The 22,279-nt window shown below is 53.6% G+C and carries 22 protein-coding genes; all 22 read left to right on the top strand.

The genetic code is table 11. The annotated features are described in order from the left end of the window. Positions 1-39: 39 nt before the first annotated feature. The 22 genes from rimP (at position 40) to FRY98_RS00990 (ending at position 22,251) form a co-directional block, all read left to right on the top strand. Positions 40-501 (top strand): ribosome maturation factor RimP, encoded by a 462-nt coding sequence (rimP, locus tag FRY98_RS01095; RefSeq protein WP_148449801.1) that lies wholly within the window; start codon positions 40-42, stop codon positions 499-501. Between the two features lie 51 nt (positions 502-552). Next, positions 553-1,650, top strand: a complete 1,098-nt coding sequence (nusA, locus tag FRY98_RS01090) for a transcription termination factor NusA (RefSeq protein ID WP_148449800.1) — start codon at positions 553-555, stop codon at positions 1,648-1,650. Positions 1,651-1,709: 59 nt separating this feature from the next. Next, entirely contained in the window at positions 1,710-2,024 is a 315-nt protein-coding gene (gene rnpM / locus FRY98_RS01085; RefSeq protein ID WP_148449799.1) for an RNase P modulator RnpM, read from the top strand. Next, on the top strand, positions 2,017-2,340 hold the full coding sequence (locus tag FRY98_RS01080) for a L7Ae/L30e/S12e/Gadd45 family ribosomal protein (RefSeq protein ID WP_148449798.1): 324 nt from the start codon (positions 2,017-2,019) through the stop codon (positions 2,338-2,340). Before rnpM ends, FRY98_RS01080 begins: the two co-directional genes overlap by 8 nt. After that, complete coding sequence (infB, locus tag FRY98_RS01075; RefSeq protein ID WP_148449797.1) at positions 2,333-4,963, top strand: translation initiation factor IF-2; 2,631 nt, start codon at positions 2,333-2,335, stop codon at positions 4,961-4,963. Before FRY98_RS01080 ends, infB begins: the two co-directional genes overlap by 8 nt. A gap of 15 nt (positions 4,964-4,978) precedes the next feature. Next, positions 4,979-5,332: a 30S ribosome-binding factor RbfA gene (rbfA, locus tag FRY98_RS01070; RefSeq protein ID WP_148449796.1), complete on the top strand. Its 354-nt coding sequence runs from the start codon at positions 4,979-4,981 to the stop codon at positions 5,330-5,332. An 18-nt stretch (positions 5,333-5,350) separates the two neighbouring features. After that, complete coding sequence (locus FRY98_RS01065; protein WP_148449795.1) at positions 5,351-6,328, top strand: DHH family phosphoesterase; 978 nt, start codon at positions 5,351-5,353, stop codon at positions 6,326-6,328. Continuing rightward, positions 6,325-7,242, top strand: a complete 918-nt coding sequence (gene truB, locus FRY98_RS01060; protein WP_148449794.1) for a tRNA pseudouridine(55) synthase TruB — start codon at positions 6,325-6,327, stop codon at positions 7,240-7,242. Before FRY98_RS01065 ends, truB begins: the two co-directional genes overlap by 4 nt. Positions 7,243-7,301: 59 nt before the next feature. Next, complete coding sequence (locus FRY98_RS01055; protein WP_148449793.1) at positions 7,302-8,255, top strand: bifunctional riboflavin kinase/FAD synthetase; 954 nt, start codon at positions 7,302-7,304, stop codon at positions 8,253-8,255. A gap of 165 nt (positions 8,256-8,420) precedes the next feature. Further along, entirely contained in the window at positions 8,421-8,690 is a 270-nt protein-coding gene (gene rpsO, locus FRY98_RS01050; RefSeq protein WP_076168040.1) for a 30S ribosomal protein S15, read from the top strand. Between the two features lie 263 nt (positions 8,691-8,953). Further along, a complete protein-coding gene (gene pnp, locus FRY98_RS01045; RefSeq protein ID WP_148449792.1) occupies positions 8,954-11,059 on the top strand; it encodes a polyribonucleotide nucleotidyltransferase in 2,106 nt (701 codons plus the stop codon). 174 nt (positions 11,060-11,233) lie between these two features. Further along, complete coding sequence (locus FRY98_RS01040) at positions 11,234-12,220, top strand: polysaccharide deacetylase family protein (protein WP_148449791.1); 987 nt, start codon at positions 11,234-11,236, stop codon at positions 12,218-12,220. A gap of 114 nt (positions 12,221-12,334) precedes the next feature. After that, the gene (locus FRY98_RS01035) at positions 12,335-13,588 is read left to right on the top strand and encodes a M16 family metallopeptidase (protein WP_148449790.1); all 1,254 of its coding nucleotides are present in this window, start codon (positions 12,335-12,337) and stop codon (positions 13,586-13,588) included. After that, the gene (dut, locus tag FRY98_RS01030; RefSeq protein WP_148449789.1) at positions 13,578-14,027 is read left to right on the top strand and encodes a dUTP diphosphatase; all 450 of its coding nucleotides are present in this window, start codon (positions 13,578-13,580) and stop codon (positions 14,025-14,027) included. Before FRY98_RS01035 ends, dut begins: the two co-directional genes overlap by 11 nt. A gap of 243 nt (positions 14,028-14,270) precedes the next feature. Beyond that, positions 14,271-15,170 (top strand): dipicolinate synthase subunit DpsA, encoded by a 900-nt coding sequence (gene dpsA / locus FRY98_RS01025; RefSeq protein ID WP_148451139.1) that lies wholly within the window; start codon positions 14,271-14,273, stop codon positions 15,168-15,170. Next, a complete protein-coding gene (locus FRY98_RS01020; RefSeq protein ID WP_148449788.1) occupies positions 15,167-15,760 on the top strand; it encodes a dipicolinate synthase subunit B in 594 nt (197 codons plus the stop codon). Before dpsA ends, FRY98_RS01020 begins: the two co-directional genes overlap by 4 nt. A 71-nt stretch (positions 15,761-15,831) precedes the next feature. Next, positions 15,832-16,869, top strand: a complete 1,038-nt coding sequence (locus FRY98_RS01015) for an aspartate-semialdehyde dehydrogenase (protein WP_148449787.1) — start codon at positions 15,832-15,834, stop codon at positions 16,867-16,869. Between the two features lie 49 nt (positions 16,870-16,918). Further along, positions 16,919-18,139 (top strand): aspartate kinase, encoded by a 1,221-nt coding sequence (gene dapG / locus FRY98_RS01010; RefSeq protein ID WP_148449786.1) that lies wholly within the window; start codon positions 16,919-16,921, stop codon positions 18,137-18,139. Between the two features lie 46 nt (positions 18,140-18,185). Beyond that, complete coding sequence (dapA, locus tag FRY98_RS01005) at positions 18,186-19,049, top strand: 4-hydroxy-tetrahydrodipicolinate synthase (RefSeq protein ID WP_148449785.1); 864 nt, start codon at positions 18,186-18,188, stop codon at positions 19,047-19,049. 265 nt (positions 19,050-19,314) lie between these two features. Continuing rightward, positions 19,315-20,994 (top strand): ribonuclease J, encoded by a 1,680-nt coding sequence (locus FRY98_RS01000; protein WP_148449784.1) that lies wholly within the window; start codon positions 19,315-19,317, stop codon positions 20,992-20,994. Positions 20,995-21,262: 268 nt separating this feature from the next. Then, on the top strand, positions 21,263-22,030 hold the full coding sequence (locus FRY98_RS00995) for a ClpP family protease (protein ID WP_148449783.1): 768 nt from the start codon (positions 21,263-21,265) through the stop codon (positions 22,028-22,030). Beyond that, the gene (locus FRY98_RS00990) at positions 22,027-22,251 is read left to right on the top strand and encodes a YlzJ-like family protein (RefSeq protein ID WP_148449782.1); all 225 of its coding nucleotides are present in this window, start codon (positions 22,027-22,029) and stop codon (positions 22,249-22,251) included. The genes FRY98_RS00995 and FRY98_RS00990 overlap by 4 nt, the downstream gene beginning before the upstream one ends. The last annotated feature ends 28 nt before the right edge of the window (positions 22,252-22,279 follow it).

Below are 22,279 nucleotides of genomic sequence, written 5' to 3'. Positions count from 1 at the left end.
TTGGTATACAGGAAAGAACCATATGGAGGTAATGTACGCTTGAGCACACCGAAGATCAAAGCGGCCGTGGAAGAGATGGTCAACCCTTTTTTGGAGGAACATGGCTTTGAACTGGTAGACATCGAGTATGTAAAGGAAGGAAGCAACTGGTTCCTGCGCGTATTCGTGGATAAAGACGGAGGCATCGATATCGACGATTGCGGCCGGATCAGCGAATATCTCAGCGAGAAGCTGGATCAGAACGATCCGATTCCGTCCGCCTATTTTCTTGAAGTTTCTTCTCCCGGTGCGGAGCGCCCGCTGAAGAAGGCGGAGGACGTGAAGAAAGCCGTCGGCAAGGATGTATTCGTTACTACATATGAACCGGTAAACGGCTTGAAAGAGTTTGAAGGACGGCTCCTTTCGTTTGAAAATGAGGAGCTGGTCATCGAAGTCGGCAAGAAGAGCCATGCCATTCCATACAGCAAAGTTGCCAGCGCCAGGTTGGCCATCATTTTTTAGCAGGCATTCAATTGCACTGCGGGAGACTATGAAAGGGGGAACACGAGGCAAATGAGTATGGATTTTATCGAGGCCTTGAATGAACTGGAAAGGGAAAAGGGGATCAGCAAAGACATTATATTTGAGGCGATCGAAGCCGCTTTGATCTCCAGTTATAAACGCAATTTCAACACCGCTCAGAACGTGCGCGTGGATATGAACCGCCATACCGGGGCGATCAAGGTGTTTGCCCGCAAGCTGGTGGTTGAGGAAGTGCTCGACCCGCGCACGGAAATTTCGTTGCCGGCCGCCCGGGAAATCAATCCGAACTTCCAGCTTGAGGATATCGCGGAGATTGAAGTGACGCCTCGGGACTTCGGGCGGATCGCCGCTCAAACCGCCAAACAGGTCGTGACGCAGCGGATTCGCGAAGCGGAGCGCGGCCTGATCTATAACGCTTTTGTCGAGAAGGAAGAGGATATCGTCACCGGGATCGTGCAGCGCCAGGATTTGCGGAATATCTTCGTGGATCTCGGGAAGGTGGAGGCGCATCTTCCTTTGAATGAGCTGATGCCCAACGAGAAATTCAAGCACGGCGACCGGATCAAAGCCTATATCACCAAAGTGGAGAATACGACGAAGGGTCCGCAAATTTTGTTGTCCCGTACTCATCCCGGTTTATTGAAGCGGCTCTTCGAGCTTGAAGTTCCGGAGATTTTCGACGGGGTCGTGGAGATTCGTTCCGTCGCCCGGGAAGCCGGCTTCCGCTCGAAAATTGCGGTGTATTCCCGCAACAGTGAAGTGGATCCGGTCGGCTCCTGTGTGGGACCTAAAGGTACGCGGGTTCAAACCATTGTGAATGAGCTCCGCGGGGAGAAGATCGATATCGTCAAGTACTCCGACAATGTGGAGGAATACGTGGCTAACGCGCTCAGCCCGTCCCGGGTCCTTGAGGTTCAGGTGTTTGAAGCCGAGAAGATGGCCCGCGTCATTGTGCCGGATTATCAGCTTTCACTGGCGATCGGGATCAAGGGACAAAACGCCCGTTTGGCCGCCAAGCTGACCGGTTGGAAAATCGATATCAAGAGCGAAACCCAGGCGGAAGAGGAATTCGGAAGAGAGAAGACCGATCAGGAAGAAATGCCTCAAGATTCCGTTTCCATTGATTAGGCCGTTTGAAATTTGGGTCTAACAAACCGACCTGTTAGTAAGGAACGGGGGTCTGTACGATGAAACCTAGAAAAATACCGCTGCGCAAATGCGTGGCTTGCCAGCAGATGATGCCCAAAAAATCGCTGATCCGCGTCGTTCGGTCGCCGGAGGGTGAAGTATCTATTGACCTGACCGGCAAAAAATCGGGGCGCGGCGCGTACCTTTGCGGTCAAGTCTCCTGCTTCAAGCTTGCTCACAAGAACCGCGCGCTCGACCGGGCGCTGAAAGCGCCGGTGGGGCCGGAGGTTTATGAACAATTGGCCCGGGATTTCCTGGCGGTGGAGGAGGAATTCATCGCCAGCCGGGACCACGGGGAGGATGGCGATGAGTAAGCTGCTTAATCAGCTGGGACTCGCCACCCGGGCCGGGAAGCTGGTAACCGGAGATGAACTGGTGCTGAAAGCCATCCGTTCCTCCGAAGCCAAGCTCGTCATCGTTGCGGGCGATGCCTCCTCCAACACCCGGAAGAAATTCCGAGACAAGTGCGCAACGTACAAAGTCCCCCTGATGATCGGCTTTGACCGCGAACGGCTGGGAACCAGTGTTGGACGCCCGGAGCGGGTTGTACTTGCGCTCACCGATCAGGGGTTTGCCGATATGATTGCTAAAGAAATCGTGAAAACGTCGGAGGTGGAGTATATTGAGTAAACAAGATAACAAAGATAAACTCAGGGTGTATGAATACGCCAAATCACTGAATATGAGCAGTAAAGAAATCATTACCATTCTTAAACGGCTTAATATCCCGGTTAATAACCATATGAGCGTCATGGAGAACGATGCGGTTTCCCGGGTGGAGCAGTTCTTCAAGGATATTAAGAGCAATGCCGCTGCGAAGAGAGAAAATCCGGGACGCGCTGAAGCTGCAACCAAATCGCCGGCTCCGGCTTCCGCAGGAGGAAGCCAGACACCGAAACCATCCGCCGGGGACAAAACCGGTCAGCGTGGGGATCATGTCCGCATTTCCCAAGATCAAGCCCAAGGAACACAAGCCCTTGGAACCAATAAAAATCAACAAGAAAAGCAGGTAAGCATGAATAATAAAACAAATTCCAATCACACGTCTGCCTCAGGCAGCGCACAAGCAACGCAGGAAAGAACGAATCGTCCGTCAGGCAATCAGCAAGGACAAGGGGGACGTCCGCAGCAAGGCAACGGCTCGTCCCAAAACCGTAATGCACAGCAAAATCGCGGTCAAAACCAAGGAGGCGGAGCGCGCAACGATTCCTCCCGTCCGGGAAATGGAACCGCCGGAAACCGCGGCCCTCAGCAAAACCGACCTACCGGTACCGGAGGTAACGGAGCGGGGAACGCCAACCGCAGTCAAGGCGGCCAAAGCGGCCAGAACCAAGGTTACCGTAAAGGAAATGGCGGCGGCTCCAACAACAATAACAGATCCGGAAGAAACTTTGACGATAACCGTCAAGGCGGATATAAGAACAACCGCGGCGGAAAAGGCGGTCGCGGCGGAAGAAACAACTATAATCAACAGCCGCCGCGCGAGAAGATCGACAACACGCCGAAGAAAATTATCGTCCGCGGCACGATGACGGTGGGCGAGACCGCCAAGCTGCTCCACAAGGATGCATCCGAGGTGATCAAGAAGCTCATTTCTTTGGGCGTGATGGCAACGATCAACCAGGAGCTTGACATCGATACCATTCTGCTTCTGGCCGGCGATTTCGGCGTTGAAGTGGAAGTCAAGATTCCGGTCGAGGACGATCGATTCGAAACGATCGAAGAAGTGGACGACGAAGCGGATTTGCTGGAACGTCCTCCGGTCGTTACGATTATGGGTCACGTTGACCATGGTAAAACGACGCTCCTCGATGCGATTCGTTCGACGAATGTATCCGGCGGAGAAGCCGGCGGGATTACCCAACATATCGGGGCTTATCAAGTTGAAATTAACAACAAGAAAATCACGTTCCTCGATACGCCGGGTCACGAAGCCTTTACGGCCATGCGTGCCCGCGGAGCCCAATTGACCGATATCACCATCATCGTAGTGGCGGCCGATGACGGCGTCATGCCGCAAACGGTGGAGGCGGTCAACCACGCCAAGGCGGCAGGGCTGCCGATTATCGTAGCCGTTAACAAAATCGACAAGCCGGACGCCAATCCGGATAAAGTGAAGCAGGAATTGACCGAATACGGCTTGGTTCCGGAGGAATGGGGCGGGGACACGATCTTCGTCAACGTATCCGCCAAGCAAAAAATGGGTCTGGAAGACCTGCTTGAGATGATTCTGCTCGTGGCTGAGGTTAACGAGTATAAAGCGAACCCGGACAAACGCGCCCGCGGCGCGGTTATCGAGGCCGAGCTGGATAAGAACCGCGGTCCGGTCGCCCGTATTCTGGTACAGCACGGTACGCTTAAAGTCGGCGATGCTTTCGTGGCCGGCAACTGCTTCGGCCGTGTCCGCGCGATGGTGAACGACAAGGGACGCCGCTTGAAAGAAGCCGGACCGTCCACGCCGGTGGAAATTACGGGGTTAACGGAAGTGCCGAAGGCGGGCGATCCGTTCATGGTGTTTGAGGATGAACGCAAAGCGCGTTCCATCGCCGAGAAACGGGCCATTACGCAGCGGCAGTCCGATCTGGGAGCCAATACGCGCGTAACGCTGGACGATCTGTTCCGCCATATCAAAGAAGGGGAAATCAAAGACCTCAACGTCATTATCAAGGCGGACGTTCAAGGGTCGGTCGAAGCCCTCAAAGGCTCATTGGAGAAGATCGAAGTGGAAGGCGTTCGCGTCAAGATTATTCACAGCGGCGCGGGGGCGATCACGGAATCCGATATTATTTTGGCGGCGGCTTCGAATGCGATCGTTATAGGCTTTAACGTTCGTCCGGACAGCCAGACCAAGGCGACGGCCGAGCAGGAGAAGGTCGACATCCGACTGCACCGCGTAATTTACAACGCGATCGAAGAGATCGAACAGGCGATGAAAGGGATGCTCGATCCGGTTTACAAAGAGACCGTCATCGGTCATGCCGAAGTTCGCAATACGTTTAAAATCAGCAAAGTCGGCACCATCGCGGGCTGTATGGTTACCTCGGGCAAGATTTCACGCTCGGCGGAAGCTCGCCTGATCCGCGACGGTATCGTCGTTTTCGAAGGCAAAATAGACTCGCTTAAACGGTTTAAGGATGATGCGAAGGAAGTTGCGCAGGGCTATGAATGCGGGATTACCCTTGACAATTACAATGACCTCAAAGAGGGCGACGTAATCGAAGCGTTCATCATGGAAACCGTCGAACCGAAATAAGGTGAGGTGTCACAGATGGCAAAAAATCGTACCGGCCGCGTAGGCGAACAAATCAAGAAGGAACTTAGCGTGCTGATCCAGAATGAGGTGAAAGACCCTCGCATCGGATTTGTCACCGTGACCGGAGTCGATGTGACAAGTGATCTGTCGCAGGCGAAAGTGTATTTGAGCGTGTTCGGGGATGAGGAAGCGAAGAGCGCTTCCTTAAAAGGCCTCGAGAAAGCGGGAGGCTTCTTGCGGACCGAACTCGGCAAACGGATACGGCTGCGGCATACACCGGAATTGATCTTCAAAATTGACGAGTCGATTGCTTACGGCAGTCGAATCGAGAAGCTTCTTGGCGATATTTCGCATGAAGAGGAAAATTAGAATTTAAAGGAGACGGCAATGCAGACCAATGAACGGGAGTTCCGGCAGGCCCAGCGGTTTTTGACGGAGCATGACAATTTCCTGGTAGTGGCGCATGTACAGCCGGACGGAGACGCAGTCAGTTCTACCCTTGCGGTGGGCTGGCTTCTCTCATGTCTGGGTAAAAAATACGTTATGGTGAACGAAGGGCCGATCCCGAAGCGGATGGAGTATTTGTGGGAAGCGGACAAGATCGTCAATCTTTCGTCAGCTCCTTTGGAGGCGGCTTACAGCCATATCATCTGCGTGGACTGCGCCGATTTCAGACGTACCGGCAAGAGCAGCCAATATTTTGCCGAAAATGCCGAGATCCTGAATATCGATCACCATCCGACGAACGACGGCTACGGGACTTGCAACCTCATTGTTCCGCATGCGGCGGCGACGGTTGAAATATTGTTTGATTTGATCGCTTTTATGGATCTGAACTTGGACAAAGATGCGGCCACCTTGATTTATACCGGTTTGTTAACCGATACCGGAGGTTTCCGTTATTCCAATACGACGCCGAAGGTTATGGCGACAGCCTCCAAACTGCTGGAATATGGCGTGGACGGTCCGGGCTTGTCCGAACTGCTGCTGGAGCAGATGACGCTGCCGCAGCTTCGATTATTGACCCGTGCGCTAAACGGACTGCAAATCAGCGAGGACGGGAAGATCAGCTGGGTTTCCGTCAATGACGAGGATTTGCGGGTCACCGGGGCGATTCATGAAGATCTGGAAGGCATCGTCAACTATCCGCGGAATATCCAAGGGGTGGAGGTCGGCCTGTTGTTTAAGGTCATCAGCGAAAATGCGGTCAAGGTCAGTATGCGTTCGGCCGGCAAAGTCGATGTGGCCCGGGTCGCACAAAGCTTTGGCGGCGGCGGCCATGTCCGGGCGGCGGGGGCACGGATCGAAGGGACGCTGGAGGAGATCGTGCCTCAGGTGTTGGATCGGGTGAAGCTGCAGCTATGAACGGATATGAAGGAATTTTACCGATTTGGAAGCCCGCGGGTTTTACCTCGCATGATGTCGTGGCGAAATGCCGGGGGATTCTGAAGATGAAACGAATCGGACATACCGGTACGCTGGACCCGGCGGTTACCGGTGTCCTTCCGTTATGTCTTGGCAGGGCGACGCGGATGGTGGAATATTTGCAGGAGCTGCCCAAAGAATACGAGGCTACGCTCGTACTCGGGCTGGCAACGGATACCGAGGATATGACGGGGACCGTGGTGGAGCGGTCGGATGGGGTTCAAGTGACCGAAGCTCAGATCTTAACGGTGTTTGAACGCTTCGTAGGGCAGATCTCGCAAATACCGCCGATGTACTCGGCCCTGAAGCAGGACGGCAAGCGTCTTTATGAACTCGCCCGGGAAGGCAAAGTGGTGGAGCGGCAGCCCCGCCAGGTCACGATCCATGAACTGGAGCTGCTGCGGTTCGAGGCCGATCCCGCACATCCGAGAATCTCTTTCCGCACCTTGTGTTCCAAAGGAACCTATATCCGCACGCTTTGCGTCGATATCGGCCGCGCCTTGGGGGTGCCGGCGGTGATGGGAGAACTGAAACGAACGATGTCCGCCGGAATCCGGGAGGACCGGTGTTTAACCCTGGAGCAGCTGGCGGACCGCGTGCGGGAAGGCGAACTGCAGTCCCGCCTTATCGCGGTGGATGAAGCGGTAAGCCATCTGCCGGCAAGCACGGTGGCGGAAGAGAAAGTAAAGGCGGCTCTGCAAGGGCAGCGCTTATCCCGTGCGGTGGTTCAGCCGACGGCGGAGCCGGGCGAAATAATCCGCTTGTACAGCCCTGAGCGGAAATTCCTCGGGATTTACCGCTCGGAGGAAGAAACGGGCGCAATTGCTCCCGTGAAGGTGTTTCCGCCCGAATAACCGGGCAAGCAAAGCGCTTTTGCTAAGCGCGAATCCGAGTGAAATAGCAGGTGAGACGAGTGGAAACGATAAACCTAACTTATCCTTTGACGGATGAAATCATCAGCAAGGTGGCCAAACCGCAGATTCTGGCGATCGGCCAGTTTGACGGGCTCCATCTCGGCCATGCGAGCGTCATCGAATCGGCGGTACGCCTAGCCGGACAAACGGGACTCCCGTCGGCGGTGATGACATTTCACCCGCATCCGAAAGAAGTTATGAAGAAGGGCGATTATGAGGGATATCTGACCCCTCCGGAGGAAAAAGAACGAATTCTCCGCGGGATGGGCGTGGACTATCTGTATATCGTCGAATTTAACGATGCCTTTTCGCGGGTAAGTCCGCAGAACTTTGTCTGCGGGATGCTGGTTCCGCTGCGGATTCACACCGCCGTTGTCGGGTTTGATTTCCGCTTTGGCTACCGTGGCGAAGGACATGCCGGGATGCTTCGGGAACTCAGCGAGAATACGATGGACGTCCTTACGGTTCCGCCTTATTTGATCGACGGCGAGAAGGTGAGCAGTTCGGGGATCCGCAAAGCGCTCCAAGAAGGCGACATTCAACTGGCAAACCGGTGGCTGGGGCGACCTTATTCGGTCAAGGGCATGGTCATGCACGGGGAGAAGCGCGGACGCCAATTGGGTTTTCCAACGGCTAATCTGCAGCCCGGTGAGCATTACGTCCTGCCGATCAAAGGGGTTTTCGCCGTTCGCGTCGACTGTGAAGGAAACACGCTGGAAGGCGTGATGAATGTCGGCGTGAAACCGACGTTCCACGATCAGGCGACCCGTCCGAATCTGGAGGTCCACCTATTCGATTTTGACGGCAATTTGTATGACAAATCGCTTCGGGTCGAATTGATCGATTTTATTCGGGAAGAGCGGAAGTTTGGCGGTATCGACGAATTGATCGCTCAGATTGCGAAGGATGCGGAAACCGCAAAGCAGCGATTGAAGTCGGCGGTCGCGGAATAATCGGAAATAAGACGCGGCATTTACTTTTATATATTAATCATGTTATACTTGTTTAGGTTGTTTATGTGGGCTTTTATGACATAGACAAGATAACCTTGGCTTGGTTGACGGTCTCACCGTCCGACTACTAGGCTAACGGCGATTAGAAAAAAGGAGGTGAACAGGATGGCATTAACTCAAGAGCGCAAGCAACAACTGATTGAAGAGCACAAAACTCATGAATCCGATACAGGATCCCCAGAGGTGCAAATTGCTATCCTTACGGAGAACATCGTGAATTTGACGGACCACTTGCGTACGCACAAGAAGGACCATCATTCCCGTCGCGGTCTTCTGAAGATGGTAGGTCAACGCCGTAAGCTGTTGGCATACTTGAAGAACAAGGACGTAAAGCGCTACTCCGCTTTGATCGAGAAGCTCGGATTGCGTCGCTAATTTGCCTTTGTTTAACCGAAGCAGCCTGGTCGCCGCCGGCTCCGCTGATGAAGCGGACGGCGCGCTTCTTGGTTGCTTTTTGCAAAGTAAATACATGTATGCCCACCAAGCTCCGTCAGGAGCTTTTGTTGTGAGTTGGACAAGTTCCGTGAACCCGGCTTTCGCTAATGATCCTTCTTTCGTTTCTTTCGTTTATGAATCGGGCAAAAGCAGGAAATAATGAGACTTGTACCGAACTTTTATTTGTGATAAGGAGGGATTTCATGGAAAAACATGTGAAAATGCAGTTGGGAGGAAGACCTCTTATACTGGAAACCGGACGTTTGGCCAAACAGGCCAATGCCGCTGTGATGGTAAGGTACGGAGAGACTGCGGTTTTATGTACGGTAACGGCTTCCGCGGAACCGAAGGACCTCGACTTTTTCCCGCTGACCGTGAATTACGAGGAAAAGTTGTATGCGGTGGGTAAAATCCCCGGTGGCTTTATTAAACGCGAAGGACGCCCGAGCGAAAAAGCGATCCTGGCGAGCCGGTTGACGGACCGTCCGATTCGGCCGTTGTTTCCGGAAGGGTTCCGCAATGACGTACAAATTGTAAATTTGGTCATGAGCGTGGATCAGGATTGCGAGCCGGAAATTGCCGCCATGATCGGTACTTCCGCCGCGCTGAGCATCTCGGACGTTCCTTTTAACGGACCGATCGGCGGGGTGGCTGTGGGCCGCGTCAACGGTGAGTTCGTAATCAATCCGGACATCGCCCAACAGGAAGCGAGCGACATTTACGTGGTCGTTGCCGGAACGAAGGACGCCATTATGATGGTGGAAGCCGAAGCCAACGAGGTTCCGGAAGATGTGATGCTGGAAGCCATCATGTTCGGTCACGATGAAATCAAGAAGATCGTTGCCGTGATTGAAGAACTCGTGGCGGTTGCCGGTAAAGAAAAGATGGAAGTGAAGCTCCACAAGGTAAATGAGGATGTGGACCGGGAGGTTCGCGCTTATGCCGCGGACCGTCTGATCGAAGCGGTGAAAATCGTCGAGAAGCACGCGCGTCAAGACGCGATCGACGCGATCAACGACGAAACGGTAGCTTATTTTGAGGAGAAGTACATAGAGTCTCCGGAACTGCTTGGCGACGTAAAAGAAGTGCTGCATGACATCGTCAAGGAAGAAGTGCGCCGTCTGATCACCCATGACAAAGTCCGTCCCGACGGCCGGAAACTCGATGAGATTCGCCCGATCGAGTGCGACATCAGCCTGCTGCCGCGGACGCATGGTTCCGGTTTGTTTACGCGGGGACAAACCCAAGCGCTTAGCGTATGTACGCTCGGTGCGCTGGGCGATGTGCAAATCCTGGACGGAATCGACTTGGAAGAGTCGAAACGCTTTATGCATCACTATAATTTCCCGCCGTTCAGCGTAGGGGAAGCCCGTCCGCTGCGCGCGCCGGGACGGCGTGAAATCGGACACGGGGCGCTTGGCGAAAGAGCGCTTTCGAAAGTGATTCCGCCGGAATCGGAATTTCCTTACACGATCCGTCTTGTTTCGGAAGTGCTGGAATCGAACGGTTCCACATCCCAGGCGAGCATCTGCGCCAGTACGCTGGCCATGATGGACGCGGGGGTACCGATTAAAGCACCGGTGGCCGGCGTGGCGATGGGGCTGATCAAAGACGGCGAACAGGTCTCGATCTTGACGGACATCCAGGGGATGGAAGACCATCTTGGAGATATGGACTTTAAAGTGGCCGGAACGGCGGACGGTGTAACGGCGATCCAAATGGACATCAAGATCGACGGAATCGACCGGCAGATTCTGACCGATGCGTTGGCTCAGGCGAAGGAAGGACGCATGTTTATCCTTTCGAAGATGCTGGAACGTATCCAGAAGCCGAAAGAACAGTTGTCTCCGTATGCGCCTAAGATTACGATCATGAACATCAATCCGGACAAAATCCGGGATGTCATCGGGGCAGGCGGCAAGATCATCAACAAGATCATTGAGGAAACCGGCGTAAAAATCGATATTGAACAAGACGGCCGCGTATTTATCGCCTCGGCGAACGAGGAAATGAACAACAAAGCGCGTTCGATTATCGAGGGCATCGTCAAAGAAGTCGTCGTCGGCGAAATTTATGTGGGTACGGTGAAGCGGATCGAGAAATTCGGGGCTTTTGTGGAAATTTTGCCGGGCAAAGACGGCCTGGTGCATATTTCGCAGCTTTCGACGGAACGCGTTGCCAAGGTAGAGGATGTAGTCGCGATCGGCGATACCGTTACGGTAAAAGTGACCGAGATCGACCAACAGGGACGGATTAATCTTTCCCGTAAAGCGGTGCTGACCGCCGAAACGGAAAAATCGACTTCCTGATCACACCTATAGAACCGTACGGGAAAAGAGACAGAATGCGTTATTCTGGCTCTTTTTTTACATAACGCTTTTAAGCCCCATCCCGATTTTTCATGCGAGTCGCTGGAAGAACGACATATTTGCAGGCTTGTTCTCATAAAATGGGGACAAAACCCTTGAAGGGATGAGCCTGTGATGAATCGGAAAAAATTCGCGGTGGTCGGAATTTGCGCGGTATTGGTCTTAACGCTGGGGGAACTTACCGGAATTCGTTCCTTCGTTGATCAAGCGCTGCGCCCGAATGTGGAGCGGGATGCTTTCGGATGGCTGTCGGGCAGCCAGGGGGAAGAAGCACTGCTCGGACGGATCCGCCGCGAAGCGGAAGGTTTGCGAAGGGAGCCGATCGACGCCGTGGTGGATCGCGTTTGGAAGGCCATCCCCGGGTATAACGGCCGCGAAGTGGATATCGAGAGTACGTTTCAGAAAGCGAGATTAAAGCCCGAAGGCGCGGAAATCGAGTACCTGTACAAGGAAATCAAGCCGAAGGTGAATCTGGAGGATTTGGGGCCCCATCCCATCTACAAAGGAAACCCGAACAAGCCGATGGCGGCCTTTATGATCAATGTGGCCTGGGGGAACGAATATATTCCGCCCATGTTGGACACTTTGGATCGACATCGCGTAAAAGCCACATTTTTCTTTGATGGCAGTTGGCTGAAAAAAAATCCCGAGATCGCCAAAGAGATTCAAAAGAGAGGGCATCAACTTGAGAATCACGCCTATTCCCACCCCAATATGAGCCAGTTAAGCGACAGTCTTGCTCGGCTTGAAATATCGAAGACCAAAGAGGCGCTGAAGGAGACGCTTGGCGTGGAAAACCGGTGGTTTGCTCCCCCTTCCGGAGATTTCAACCAGAGGACGGTGGATCTGGCGGCTGAACAAGGCCTGAAAACGGTACTGTGGACGGTCGACACGATCGATTGGAAAAAACCGCCGGCATCCGAGATCGTGCGCCGGATCTCGGAGAAGGTGGGTCCCGGCTCGCTGATTCTAATGCATCCGACAGCTTCGTCGCGGGATGCGCTGGAAGGCATGATTCAGGTGGTTCGCGGCAAGGGCCTGCGATTGGGCACGGTGGAACAAACGCTGTCATCGGACCGGGTGGAACTTCCTCAAAGTTGAGCAATGCGTTTTTTTTTGATAGGATATTGTTGCATTTAAAGCTTATACTTAGATAAGCAGAATTTTGTTTTACGCGAGAGAGAGTGTCCGTAAAACGTTTAGGAGGGCCAGTACGTGAATAAAACGCAGTTGAAAAACGGCCTTCGGGTGGTTATGGAAAAAATCCCGACCTGCCGCTCGGTCTCGTTCGGCATTTGGGTGAAGACCGGATCGCGGAACGAAACGTCCGAAATGGGGGGCATTTCGCATTTTATCGAGCACATGCTGTTCAAGGGGACGGAACGTTACAGCGCCAAGGATATCGCGGAACAATTCGATGCGATCGGCGGCAACGTGAACGCCTTTACATCCAAAGAATACACGTGTTATTACGCCAAAGTGCTGGACGAACATCTGCCGATCGCGGTGGATGTATTGGCCGATATGTTTTTTCGTTCGCTCTTTGACGAGGAAGAATTGCGTAAAGAAAAGAACGTGATTGTCGAAGAAATTTCGATGTATGAGGATACCCCGGACGATATGGTTCATGATCTGCTCGCCGAAGCGGCGTACGGCAGCCATCCGCTTGCGTTGCCGATCTTGGGGACGGAAGAGAAGTTGCGTCAGATGGAACCCGGCCATCTTCGGGCGTATATGAAAGAGAAATACACCATCGAGAATACCGTCATTGCGGTTGCCGGCAATATCGACGACGGCATCATCGACCTGCTCGAACGCTATTTTGGCGATTTCGACAATCGGGGGCAGAGCGATACGTTGGTGAAGCCCGACTTTTTGGGCGAACTGAAGTTTTACCGGAAAAAGACGGAGCAAAACCATATCTGCCTTTCGTTCCCGGGCTTGCCGATCGGGGACCGCAATCAATATGCCATGGTGCTGTTGAACAATGCGCTCGGAGGAGGCATGAGCTCCCGGCTGTTCCAGGAAATCCGCGAAAAGCGGGGGCTGGCTTATTCGGTCTATTCCTACCACAGCTCCCATGCGGATAGCGGGCTTTTTACGGTTTATGCCGGTACGGCGCCGAAGCAAACCAGGGAAGTGCTCGACTTGACCAAGGAAATTTTACATGACGTGGCCAAGCATGGTTTGACCGAAAGCGAGCTGCGCAAAGGCAAGGAGCAATTGAAGGGAAGCTTGATCTTGAGCCTGGAGAGCACGGGGAGCCGGATGAACCGTCTGGGTAAAAATGAACTGATGCTCGGGCGGCATTACACCCTTGATGAAATGATCGACCGGATCGAAGCCGTTTCGATGGAAGATGTCAATGAAGTCATCAAAACCATGTTTGCGCATCCTTACGCGCTTGCCATGGTGGGGGCTTCCGACCGCGTCCTGTCGGATATAAGGAGAGATGAACTTGTTATATGACGTACAATTGAACGTAATCCCGGGAAACGAGGATATCGAGCTGCCGCGTAAAATGTCGGAGCTCGCCTCCGGTTTTGATCTTTACGCCGCCGTAACGGAGGAGGTCGTGCTGCAACCCGGTCAGCGCACGCTAGTGCCGACCGGGATCGCCATCGCGATGCCGGGCGGGTTGGAAGCGCAAATCCGCCCGAGAAGCGGCCTGGCTTACAAGCATGGCATCACTTGCTTGAACACGCCGGGAACGATCGACGCCGATTACCGCGGGGAGATTAAGGTTCTGTTGATCAACTTGGGGGAAGAGCCGTTTGCGATCAAGCGGAACGAACGGATTGCGCAAATGGTGTTTCAAATCGTGCCGGAAGTCAACCTGATCCGCGTGGACGCGCTTTCGGAAACCGTTCGCGGAGCGGGCGGCTTTGGACATACCGGAACCCGTTAAACCGCATTTGAAGAAGACCTCGCTTTAATGCGAGGTCTTTTTGTTATTAGTTATGATTTCGCGAAGTTTGTCCAACTGGGCGTCGCGGCCAGTGGCGATATCGTTCCCCTCATCCCGAAACCCCCTCTTTTTACAAATCATACCATGGACAGACAATGAAAAATTACACTGACGTTTCACCACCCGCCCTTCTCCTGCATAGGATGGTCTATACTGTATTGCCTGGAAGGAGTGCCGATCTTGATGCTGACCGGTCTAACAATCGTCTTTCTGGGCGGTGATGCCCGCCAGGTGGAAGTGATTCATAAGTGCTTGGAACTGGATGCGTCGGTCCGGGTCGTCGGTTTTGATAAGCTGGAGCAACCGCCCGAGGGCGTGACGAATGAAAATTTAACCCCCGATCTGCTCAAGGAAGCGGATGTTGTGGTCCTGCCGGTGGTGGGCTGCAACGACCAGGGAGTTATCGGCGCGCCGTTTTCGAGTAAAGAGCTGGTACTGGAAAAAGAGCTGTTCTCCGTACTGCGTCCGGGAACACCGGTGTACACGGGAATGGCCAAAGCTTATTTAAAACAAATCGGGGCCGAATGCGGCTTTCGGATCATCGAGCTTTTGGAGCGGGACGATGTGGCCATTTACAATTCCATTCCCACCGCCGAGGGCGCGGTGATGATGGCGATTCAACATACGGACACGACGATTCACGGTTCAAATTGCGTTGTGCTGGGGATGGGACGGACGGGGTTTACTTTAGCAAGGACTCTTCAGGGGTTGGGAGCGAGCGTGAAGGTGGGCCTGCGCCGGAAAGCCGACGCGGCGAGGGCGGTTCAAATGGGCTGGAAGCCTTTCGTAGCAACGGATTTGACCGCTTACACCAGCGAAATCGACTTGATTTTTAATACGATTCCGACTATGATAGTCACAGCGCAAATGATCTCTAAATTGCCTCGGCATACCGTGATCATTGACCTTGCCTCGGCTCCCGGCGGAACGGATTTCCGTTTTGCCGAGAAGCGCGGGATTAAAGCGCTGCTTGCTCCCGGTCTGCCCGGAATCGTCGCTCCCAAGACGGCTGGTATCATCATGGCGAATGCGCTAAGTCAGTCGATTCTGGAAGAGTTTCAATTACGGGGGGATGAAGGATGAACTGGCAAGGGATAACTGTAGGCTATGCCGTGACGGGATCGCATTGCACTTTGGAAGAGGTTATGCCGCAAGTACAGCGCTTCGTGGACGGCGGAGCCAATGTGGTACCGATTATTTCACAATCCGTGAAGATGACCGACACCCGTTTTGGCCAGGCTGAAGACTGGCAGAAACAGTTGAAAGATATAACAGGGAATGATATCATTTCATCAATTGTCGACGCCGAACCTTTGGGGCCGAAGAAACTGCTGGATGTGCTGGCCATCGCTCCCTGCACCGGAACGACAACCAGTAAGCTGGCCAATGCCGTGACCGACAGTCCGGTACTGATGGCCGCGAAGGCGACGCTCCGCAATGGACGTCCGGTCGTATTGGCCGTGTCGACGAATGACGGTTTGGGATTTAATATGGCGAATATCGCCAAATTGATCGTGGCCAAGAACATTTATTTCGTACCGTTCGGACAGGACAATCCGGTCAACAAACCGAATTCGCTGGTGGCCCGAATGGAGTTGGTTCCGGAAACCTGCTACGCCGCGCTTGAAGGAAAGCAGTTGCAACCGGTCATTATCGAGCGTTTCCGGGATTAGGCAATCATCATACCAAGAGATTTATTTCATTTACTATAAATCGTTATGTTAGAGAAGGGGAGACGTGCCAGATGAGCAGAAGGAAGTTTAATGTCGCCGTTGTCGGAGCAACGGGAGCTGTGGGGGAACAAATCATCGGATTATTGGAGAAAAGGGACTTTCCGGTCGAAAAGCTGAAGCTGTTGTCTTCGGCCCGTTCCGCAGGTACCATTCTTCGTTTTAAGGGACAGGAAATTACCGTTGAAGAAGCTGGCCCGGATAGCTTTGCAGGCATCGACATCGCCTTGTTCAGCGCGGGCGGCGACGTCAGCAAGGCACTCGCTCCTCATGCCGTTCGCCACGGTGCGGTTGTGATTGACAATACCAACGCATTCCGCATGGCGGAAACGGCTCCGCTTGTCGTGCCGGAAGTAAACGAGCATATGATCGGTCAACATCAAGGGATTATCGCCAATCCGAACTGTTCGACCATTCAAATGGTGACGGCTCTTAAACCGTTACACGACCGTTACGGCGTTTCTCGGATTATCGTTTCAACATACCAAGCGGTATCCGGTGCGGGCGCCAAAGCGATCGACGAAATGCTGCGTCAGAGCAAGGAAGTGCTGGAGGGCAACGAAGTCAAGCCGGATATTCTGCCGGTTTCATCGCTGCCGGTGAAGCATCAAATCGCTTTTAACGCCGTACCTCAAATCGATAAATTCCAGGACAACGGTTATACGCTGGAAGAAATGAAGATGGTTCGCGAAACCAAAAAAATCTTTGGCGACGATTCCATCCAAGTTACCGCTACTTGCGTACGTATTCCGGTCGTTTACGGCCATTCGGAGTCGGTGTACGTCGAGTTGAAGAACGATTACGACCTTGAGGAAGTACGCGGCCTACTTTCCGATGCACCGGGCGTTACCTTGGTCGACGACCCGGCTTCGCAAAGCTACCCGCTCGCAACGGAAGCGGCCGGCAAACCGGATGTTTTCGTCGGGCGGCTGCGCCGGGACCTGGACCATCCTCGCGGACTGAATTTGTGGATCGTTTCGGATAACCTGCTTAAAGGAGCTGCCTGGAATGCGGTGCAAATCGCCGAGATTGTAGCGGCGGGCAAGGAATAATTCATAATTTGGACTTTCGGCTTGTTTTACTTAAATTGGAGGAATATCCATGCGCATTTTAGTGCAGAAATTCGGTGGCACTTCTCTCTCGTCTTCGGAAGCGAGAGAGAAGGTCATCTCACATATCCGCCGGGAACTGGATAACGGTTACCGGCTTGTCGTTGTGGTTTCCGCGATGGGCCGGAAGGGAGACCCGTATGCAACGGACACATTGCTTGATTTGATCGCTTCCGGCGGCGGCTCGCTGCCGTCTCGGGAACAAGATTTGCTGCTTTCTTGCGGGGAGATCATCTCCGCGTCCATGCTATGCAGCCTGCTCCAAAAAGTGTCGGTCAGTTCCGTCGTTCTGACCGGAGCCCAGGCCGGGTTTCGAACGGATAGCCAATACGGAAACGCCAGAATTCTGGACATCGTGCCGACGCGCGTGCTGGAGGAACTGGAGCGCTATGACGTCGTTATCGTTACGGGTTTCCAGGGACAGAACCAGCTCGGCGATTTTACCACGCTGGGACGCGGTGGCAGCGATACCTCGGCGACAGCGCTGGGTGCGGCGCTGCATGCAGAGATGGTCGATATATATACCGATGTGGACGGTATCCTGACCGCCGATCCTAGAATTGTCGAAGACGCCAAGCCGCTGGAGTACGTCAGCTATGCGGAGATTTGCAATATGGCCCACCAAGGCGCCAAGGTCATACACCCCCGGGCGGTGGAGATTGCGATGCAGTCCGGTATTCCGGTCCGGGTGCGGTCTACCTTTTCCCAGAGCGAAGGAACGCTGGTGGCGAATCCCGAAGGCTTTAAGGATGTGCAGATCGGTATCGTCGATCGTTATGTCACCGGGATCGCCTATGTGGCCAATGTGACGCAAATCAAGGTTGAATCTTCCGGCAAGGTTGCGGATAACCTGCAACTGAAGGTATTTAAAGCGATGGCGGAGAATGCAATCAGCGTTGATTTTATTAATGTGACCCCTTCGGGCGCAGTTTATACCGTATTCGACAGCGATGCGGTTAAAGCGCGTTCGGTTCTGGAGGGTTTAGGGTATGAGCCCGAGATTTTAAGCGGGTGCGCCAAAGTGTCCGTCATCGGCGGAGGGATCAACGGAGTGCCTGGGATTATGGCGAGAATTGTCGAAGCGTTGACGGAGCAGAATATTCAAATTCTTCAGTCCGCCGATTCCAATACCACGATCTGGGTGCTGGTCAACAAAGAGGATATGGTGCAAGCTCTCCGCGCCCTGCATGCCAAATTTGAGCTGGGCAAGTAGTCGGAGTAATGCTAGTGAATGCAGATGAGCCAAAGGAGGAGACGGCGTGGATTTCGGAAGATTGATTACGGCGATGGTGACCCCCTTCGACAGCGAGGAACGAATCGATTGGGAGCAAACCGGACGCTTAATGGATTATTTGATCGAAGAACAGAAGTCAGACAGTCTGGTGATTTGCGGGACGACAGGAGAATCTCCGACTTTGACCGACGAGGAAAAATTGGAGATGTTCGAATTTGCCGTCAAGCATGCGGCGGGACGCTGCAAAATCATCGCAGGGACGGGAAGCAACCATACCGCTCATTCCATCCACTTGTCTGTGGAAGCTGAAAAGCTGGGGGTTGACGCTCTGCTGATCGTAGCCCCTTACTATAACAAGCCGAACCAGGAAGGTTTGTATCGGCATTTTGCAAGTATCGCCAACGCGACCAAGCTTCCGGTTATGCTGTACAATGTACCGAGCCGGACGGTCGTCAGCCTCAGCAAAGAAACGACCCTGCGGTTGGCACAAATCCCGAACGTGGTGGCCACCAAGGAATGCGCCTCGCTGGAACAAGTGGCGGGAATCGCCGCCGAAGCTCCGGCCGGTTTCAAGGTGTATTCCGGAGACGATTCGGCGGCCCTTCCGGCCATGGCGGTCGGCGCTTATGGCGTCGTCAGCGTGGCAAGCCATATCGTGGGGCCGGCGATGAAGGAGATGCTGGATTCGTTCCTCGCCGGACGCGTCGATGCCGCGGCAAGGCTTCACCAGAAGCTTTTGCCGGTGTTTAAAGGCTTATTCGAGTGCCCTAATCCGGTAGCGGTAAAATATGCCTTGAACGAGTTGGGGCAGCATGTTGGACCCGTCCGTTTGCCCCTGGTGCCGCCGAGTGAAGAAGAGGCCGAAAGCATCAGACAACTGCTGCGATAAACCAATAATTTGCTGCATTTCCAAAAACCGATGCCCCATAAGAGGCATCGGTTTTTTCGCTGTAGAGAAAGTTAACGATATAAGGCGGTAGGCGGCTCACTTGTTTTTTGCCATTTTAATCATGTATAATGATTTCAAGTGACTGGGTGCGGTGAATTTTATTTGGAAGATATAAATGGATGAGAAGCACTGATCGGTGCGTTTTCCTTTACAAATTTACAACAAAAATTACGACGTCCAAAACATTTAGGAGGGTTAGATTCACTTGTCCAAAAAAATGAATAATGATAAACTGATGATCTTTGCCCTGGGCGGCGTCGCAGAAATCGGGAAGAACATGTATGTGGTTCAGTATGCCAACGACATCGTGGTCATCGATGCGGGACTTAAATTTCCGGAAGAGGACATGCTGGGCATCGACATCGTGATTCCCGATATCACTTACTTGACGGAAAACCGCGACAAAGTAAGGGGCATCGTGTTGACGCATGGTCACGAGGACCATATCGGGGGCTTGCCTTATGTGCTCAAGAATCTGAACGTTCCGGTTTACGGAACCAAACTGACCTTGGGCTTGGTGGAGAACAAACTGAAGGAAGCGGGGCTGCTCGGAGAAACCAAACGGATTTTAATCCACGCGGATTCCGAAATCCAGTTGGGTTCCACGATGAAAGCGACCTTCTTCCGCACGAACCACAGCATTCCGGACTCCGTTGGCGTGTGTATTGAAACGCCGGAAGGCAACGTCGTTCATACCGGTGACTTTAAATTCGATCATACACCAGTCAATGATCAATTTGCGGACTTGCACCGGATGGGCGAAATCGGGAAGAAAGGCGTGCTTGCTCTTCTTTCGGACAGCACCAATGCCGAGAAACCCGGATTCACGCCGTCGGAGAAAAATGTCGGGCTTGTGCTTGACGATATTTTCCGTAAAGCGGAACAGCGCGTTGTGGTCGCCACGTTCGCCTCGAACGTGCACCGGATCCAGCAGGTGATTGATGCGGCGTTCTCGACGGGCCGCAAAGTAACCATCATCGGCCGAAGCATGGTCAATGTCGTGACGATCGCTTCCGAGCTGGGCTATTTGAACGTACCGGACGGGATTATTATCGAGCCGGAAGAAGTCAACAAAATGGCCGCGGACCGGGTAGTTATTCTGTGTACGGGCAGTCAGGGCGAACCGATGTCCGCCTTGACGAGAATGGCGCGTTCCACGCATCGGAAAGTGGATATTTTGCCGGGAGATACCGTAATTATTGCGGCAACGCCGGTGCCGGGGAACGAGAAATACGTAGGCCGTACGATCGATGAATTGTTCCGCCTCGGTGCGGAAGTCATATACAGCGGTTCCAACTCCGGCGTCCATGTATCCGGTCACGGCAGTCAGGAAGAACTGAAGCTGATGCTGAACCTGATGCGTCCGAAGTACTTCATTCCGATTCACGGCGAGTACCGGATGCTGCGCAAGCACGCGTTGCTGGGCCAATCGGTCGGCGTGGAAGCGGACAATATTTTCCTCGTGGACATCGGGGATATCGTAGAAATTCAAGGTGGAGTTGCCCGCAAAGCGGGGAAAGTTCCCGCCGGGAACGTCCTGATCGACGGACTCGGGGTCGGGGATGTCGGGAATATCGTACTCCGCGACCGGAAGTTGCTGTCCCAGGACGGGATTTTGGTCGTGGTCGTCACCTTGAGCAAGCAGGACGGAAGTATCGTTTCCGGACCGGATATCATTTCGCGCGGCTTCGTATACGTTCGGGAGTCCGAGGGACTGCTGGATGAGGCGAACCGAATCGTATCCAGTACCTTGGAGAAATTGATGAGCGAAAATGTGAATGAATGGGCTTCGCTCAAAACCAGTGTGAAGGATTCGCTGGGCCGATTCCTTTACGAACAGACGCGCCGCAGACCGATGATCCTTCCGATTATTATGGAAGTGTGACGGGCGGCCGTTAAAGACCAGCCATACAATTGAATAATTGGGCACACAGTCGCCCTTTCTCCTGCCGGTAATATTGGACGGTTCCTTGCGGGAGAAGGGGCTTTTTTGCGTTTTCGCCAGGAAATCGGTGGCCCGAAAGAATAGAGGCGGACCGATAGTCGGCATACTAGCACATGACAGGCAGGGGAAGCAATCTCAGGGACAAGCGCCACCATAGATGTTAAAAGTCGATACCGCCCAAGCGGGTGAAAGGAAGCGTGATGAATTCATGAATAAACAGATCGGCAAAGGTTCCTCGGGGGACCAGGAGAATGAAATCCCGCCGGTTCAGCCCGATGGAGAGAAAAGACCGCCGGCCGTAACCGACATTATCCAGCAACTCGGTCAAACGGCCGTCCCTACTCAGGGGGAGTCCAATGTGTATTGCTTGACGATCATCGGACAGATCGAGGGTCATCTCGTCCTCCCCCCGCAAAATAAAACGACCAAATACGAGCATTTGATCCCTCAATTGGTGGCCGCGGAACAAAATCCGCGGATCGAAGGGCTGCTGATCATTCTTAATACCGTCGGAGGCGATGTGGAAGCCGGCTTGGCGATTGCGGAGATGATCGCGTCCCTCTCCAAACCGACGGTTACGGTTGTCATCGGCGGCGGCCATAGCATCGGCGTACCGATCGCGGTCGCTTCGGACTTTTCCTTTATCGCCGAGAGCGCGACGATGACGATTCATCCGATCCGGATGACCGGTCTGGTGATCGGGGTTCCGCAAACCTTCGAATATATCGAGAAGATGCAGGAGCGCGTCGTCCGGTTTGTGACCGCCCACTCGCGAATCCCGGAAGAAACCTTTAAAGAATTGATGTTTAAAACCGGTGAACTCAATCGGGATATCGGTACGGCCGTCGGTGGGAATGACGCCGTCAAATACGGGTTGATCGATGACATCGGCGGGATCGGTGAAGGGCTAAGCAAGTTGAACGCTCTGATCGAATCGCGCAGGGCCGCGATGACGACGGGAGGGATGACGCAATGACCCATTATACGATCCTGCCGGAAGAGGCTTATTGGGAACAGCCAGAGGTCGCCGATATGTACAGCGAGATCGAGATTGGCGGCGTGTTGATGCAGGTGCGGATGGAACCGGGCAACCGGGCGACGATCGTAAGGCTTCTGCGCTGCGGACTGGATGATTATTTGAATCCCGCTTACGCCCCAGGTCGGCAAGTTGTGTTTTTGCCGCTGCTGCTGAAGTAAAAAAAGAGAACATCTGTATGGTACCCTC

The organism is Paenibacillus faecis, assembly GCF_008084145.1.
Lineage (GTDB): Bacteria > Bacillota > Bacilli > Paenibacillales > Paenibacillaceae > Fontibacillus > Fontibacillus faecis.
The sequence above is the reverse complement of the archived record's forward strand: the minus strand, read 5'-3'. Positions and strand labels throughout refer to the sequence as shown.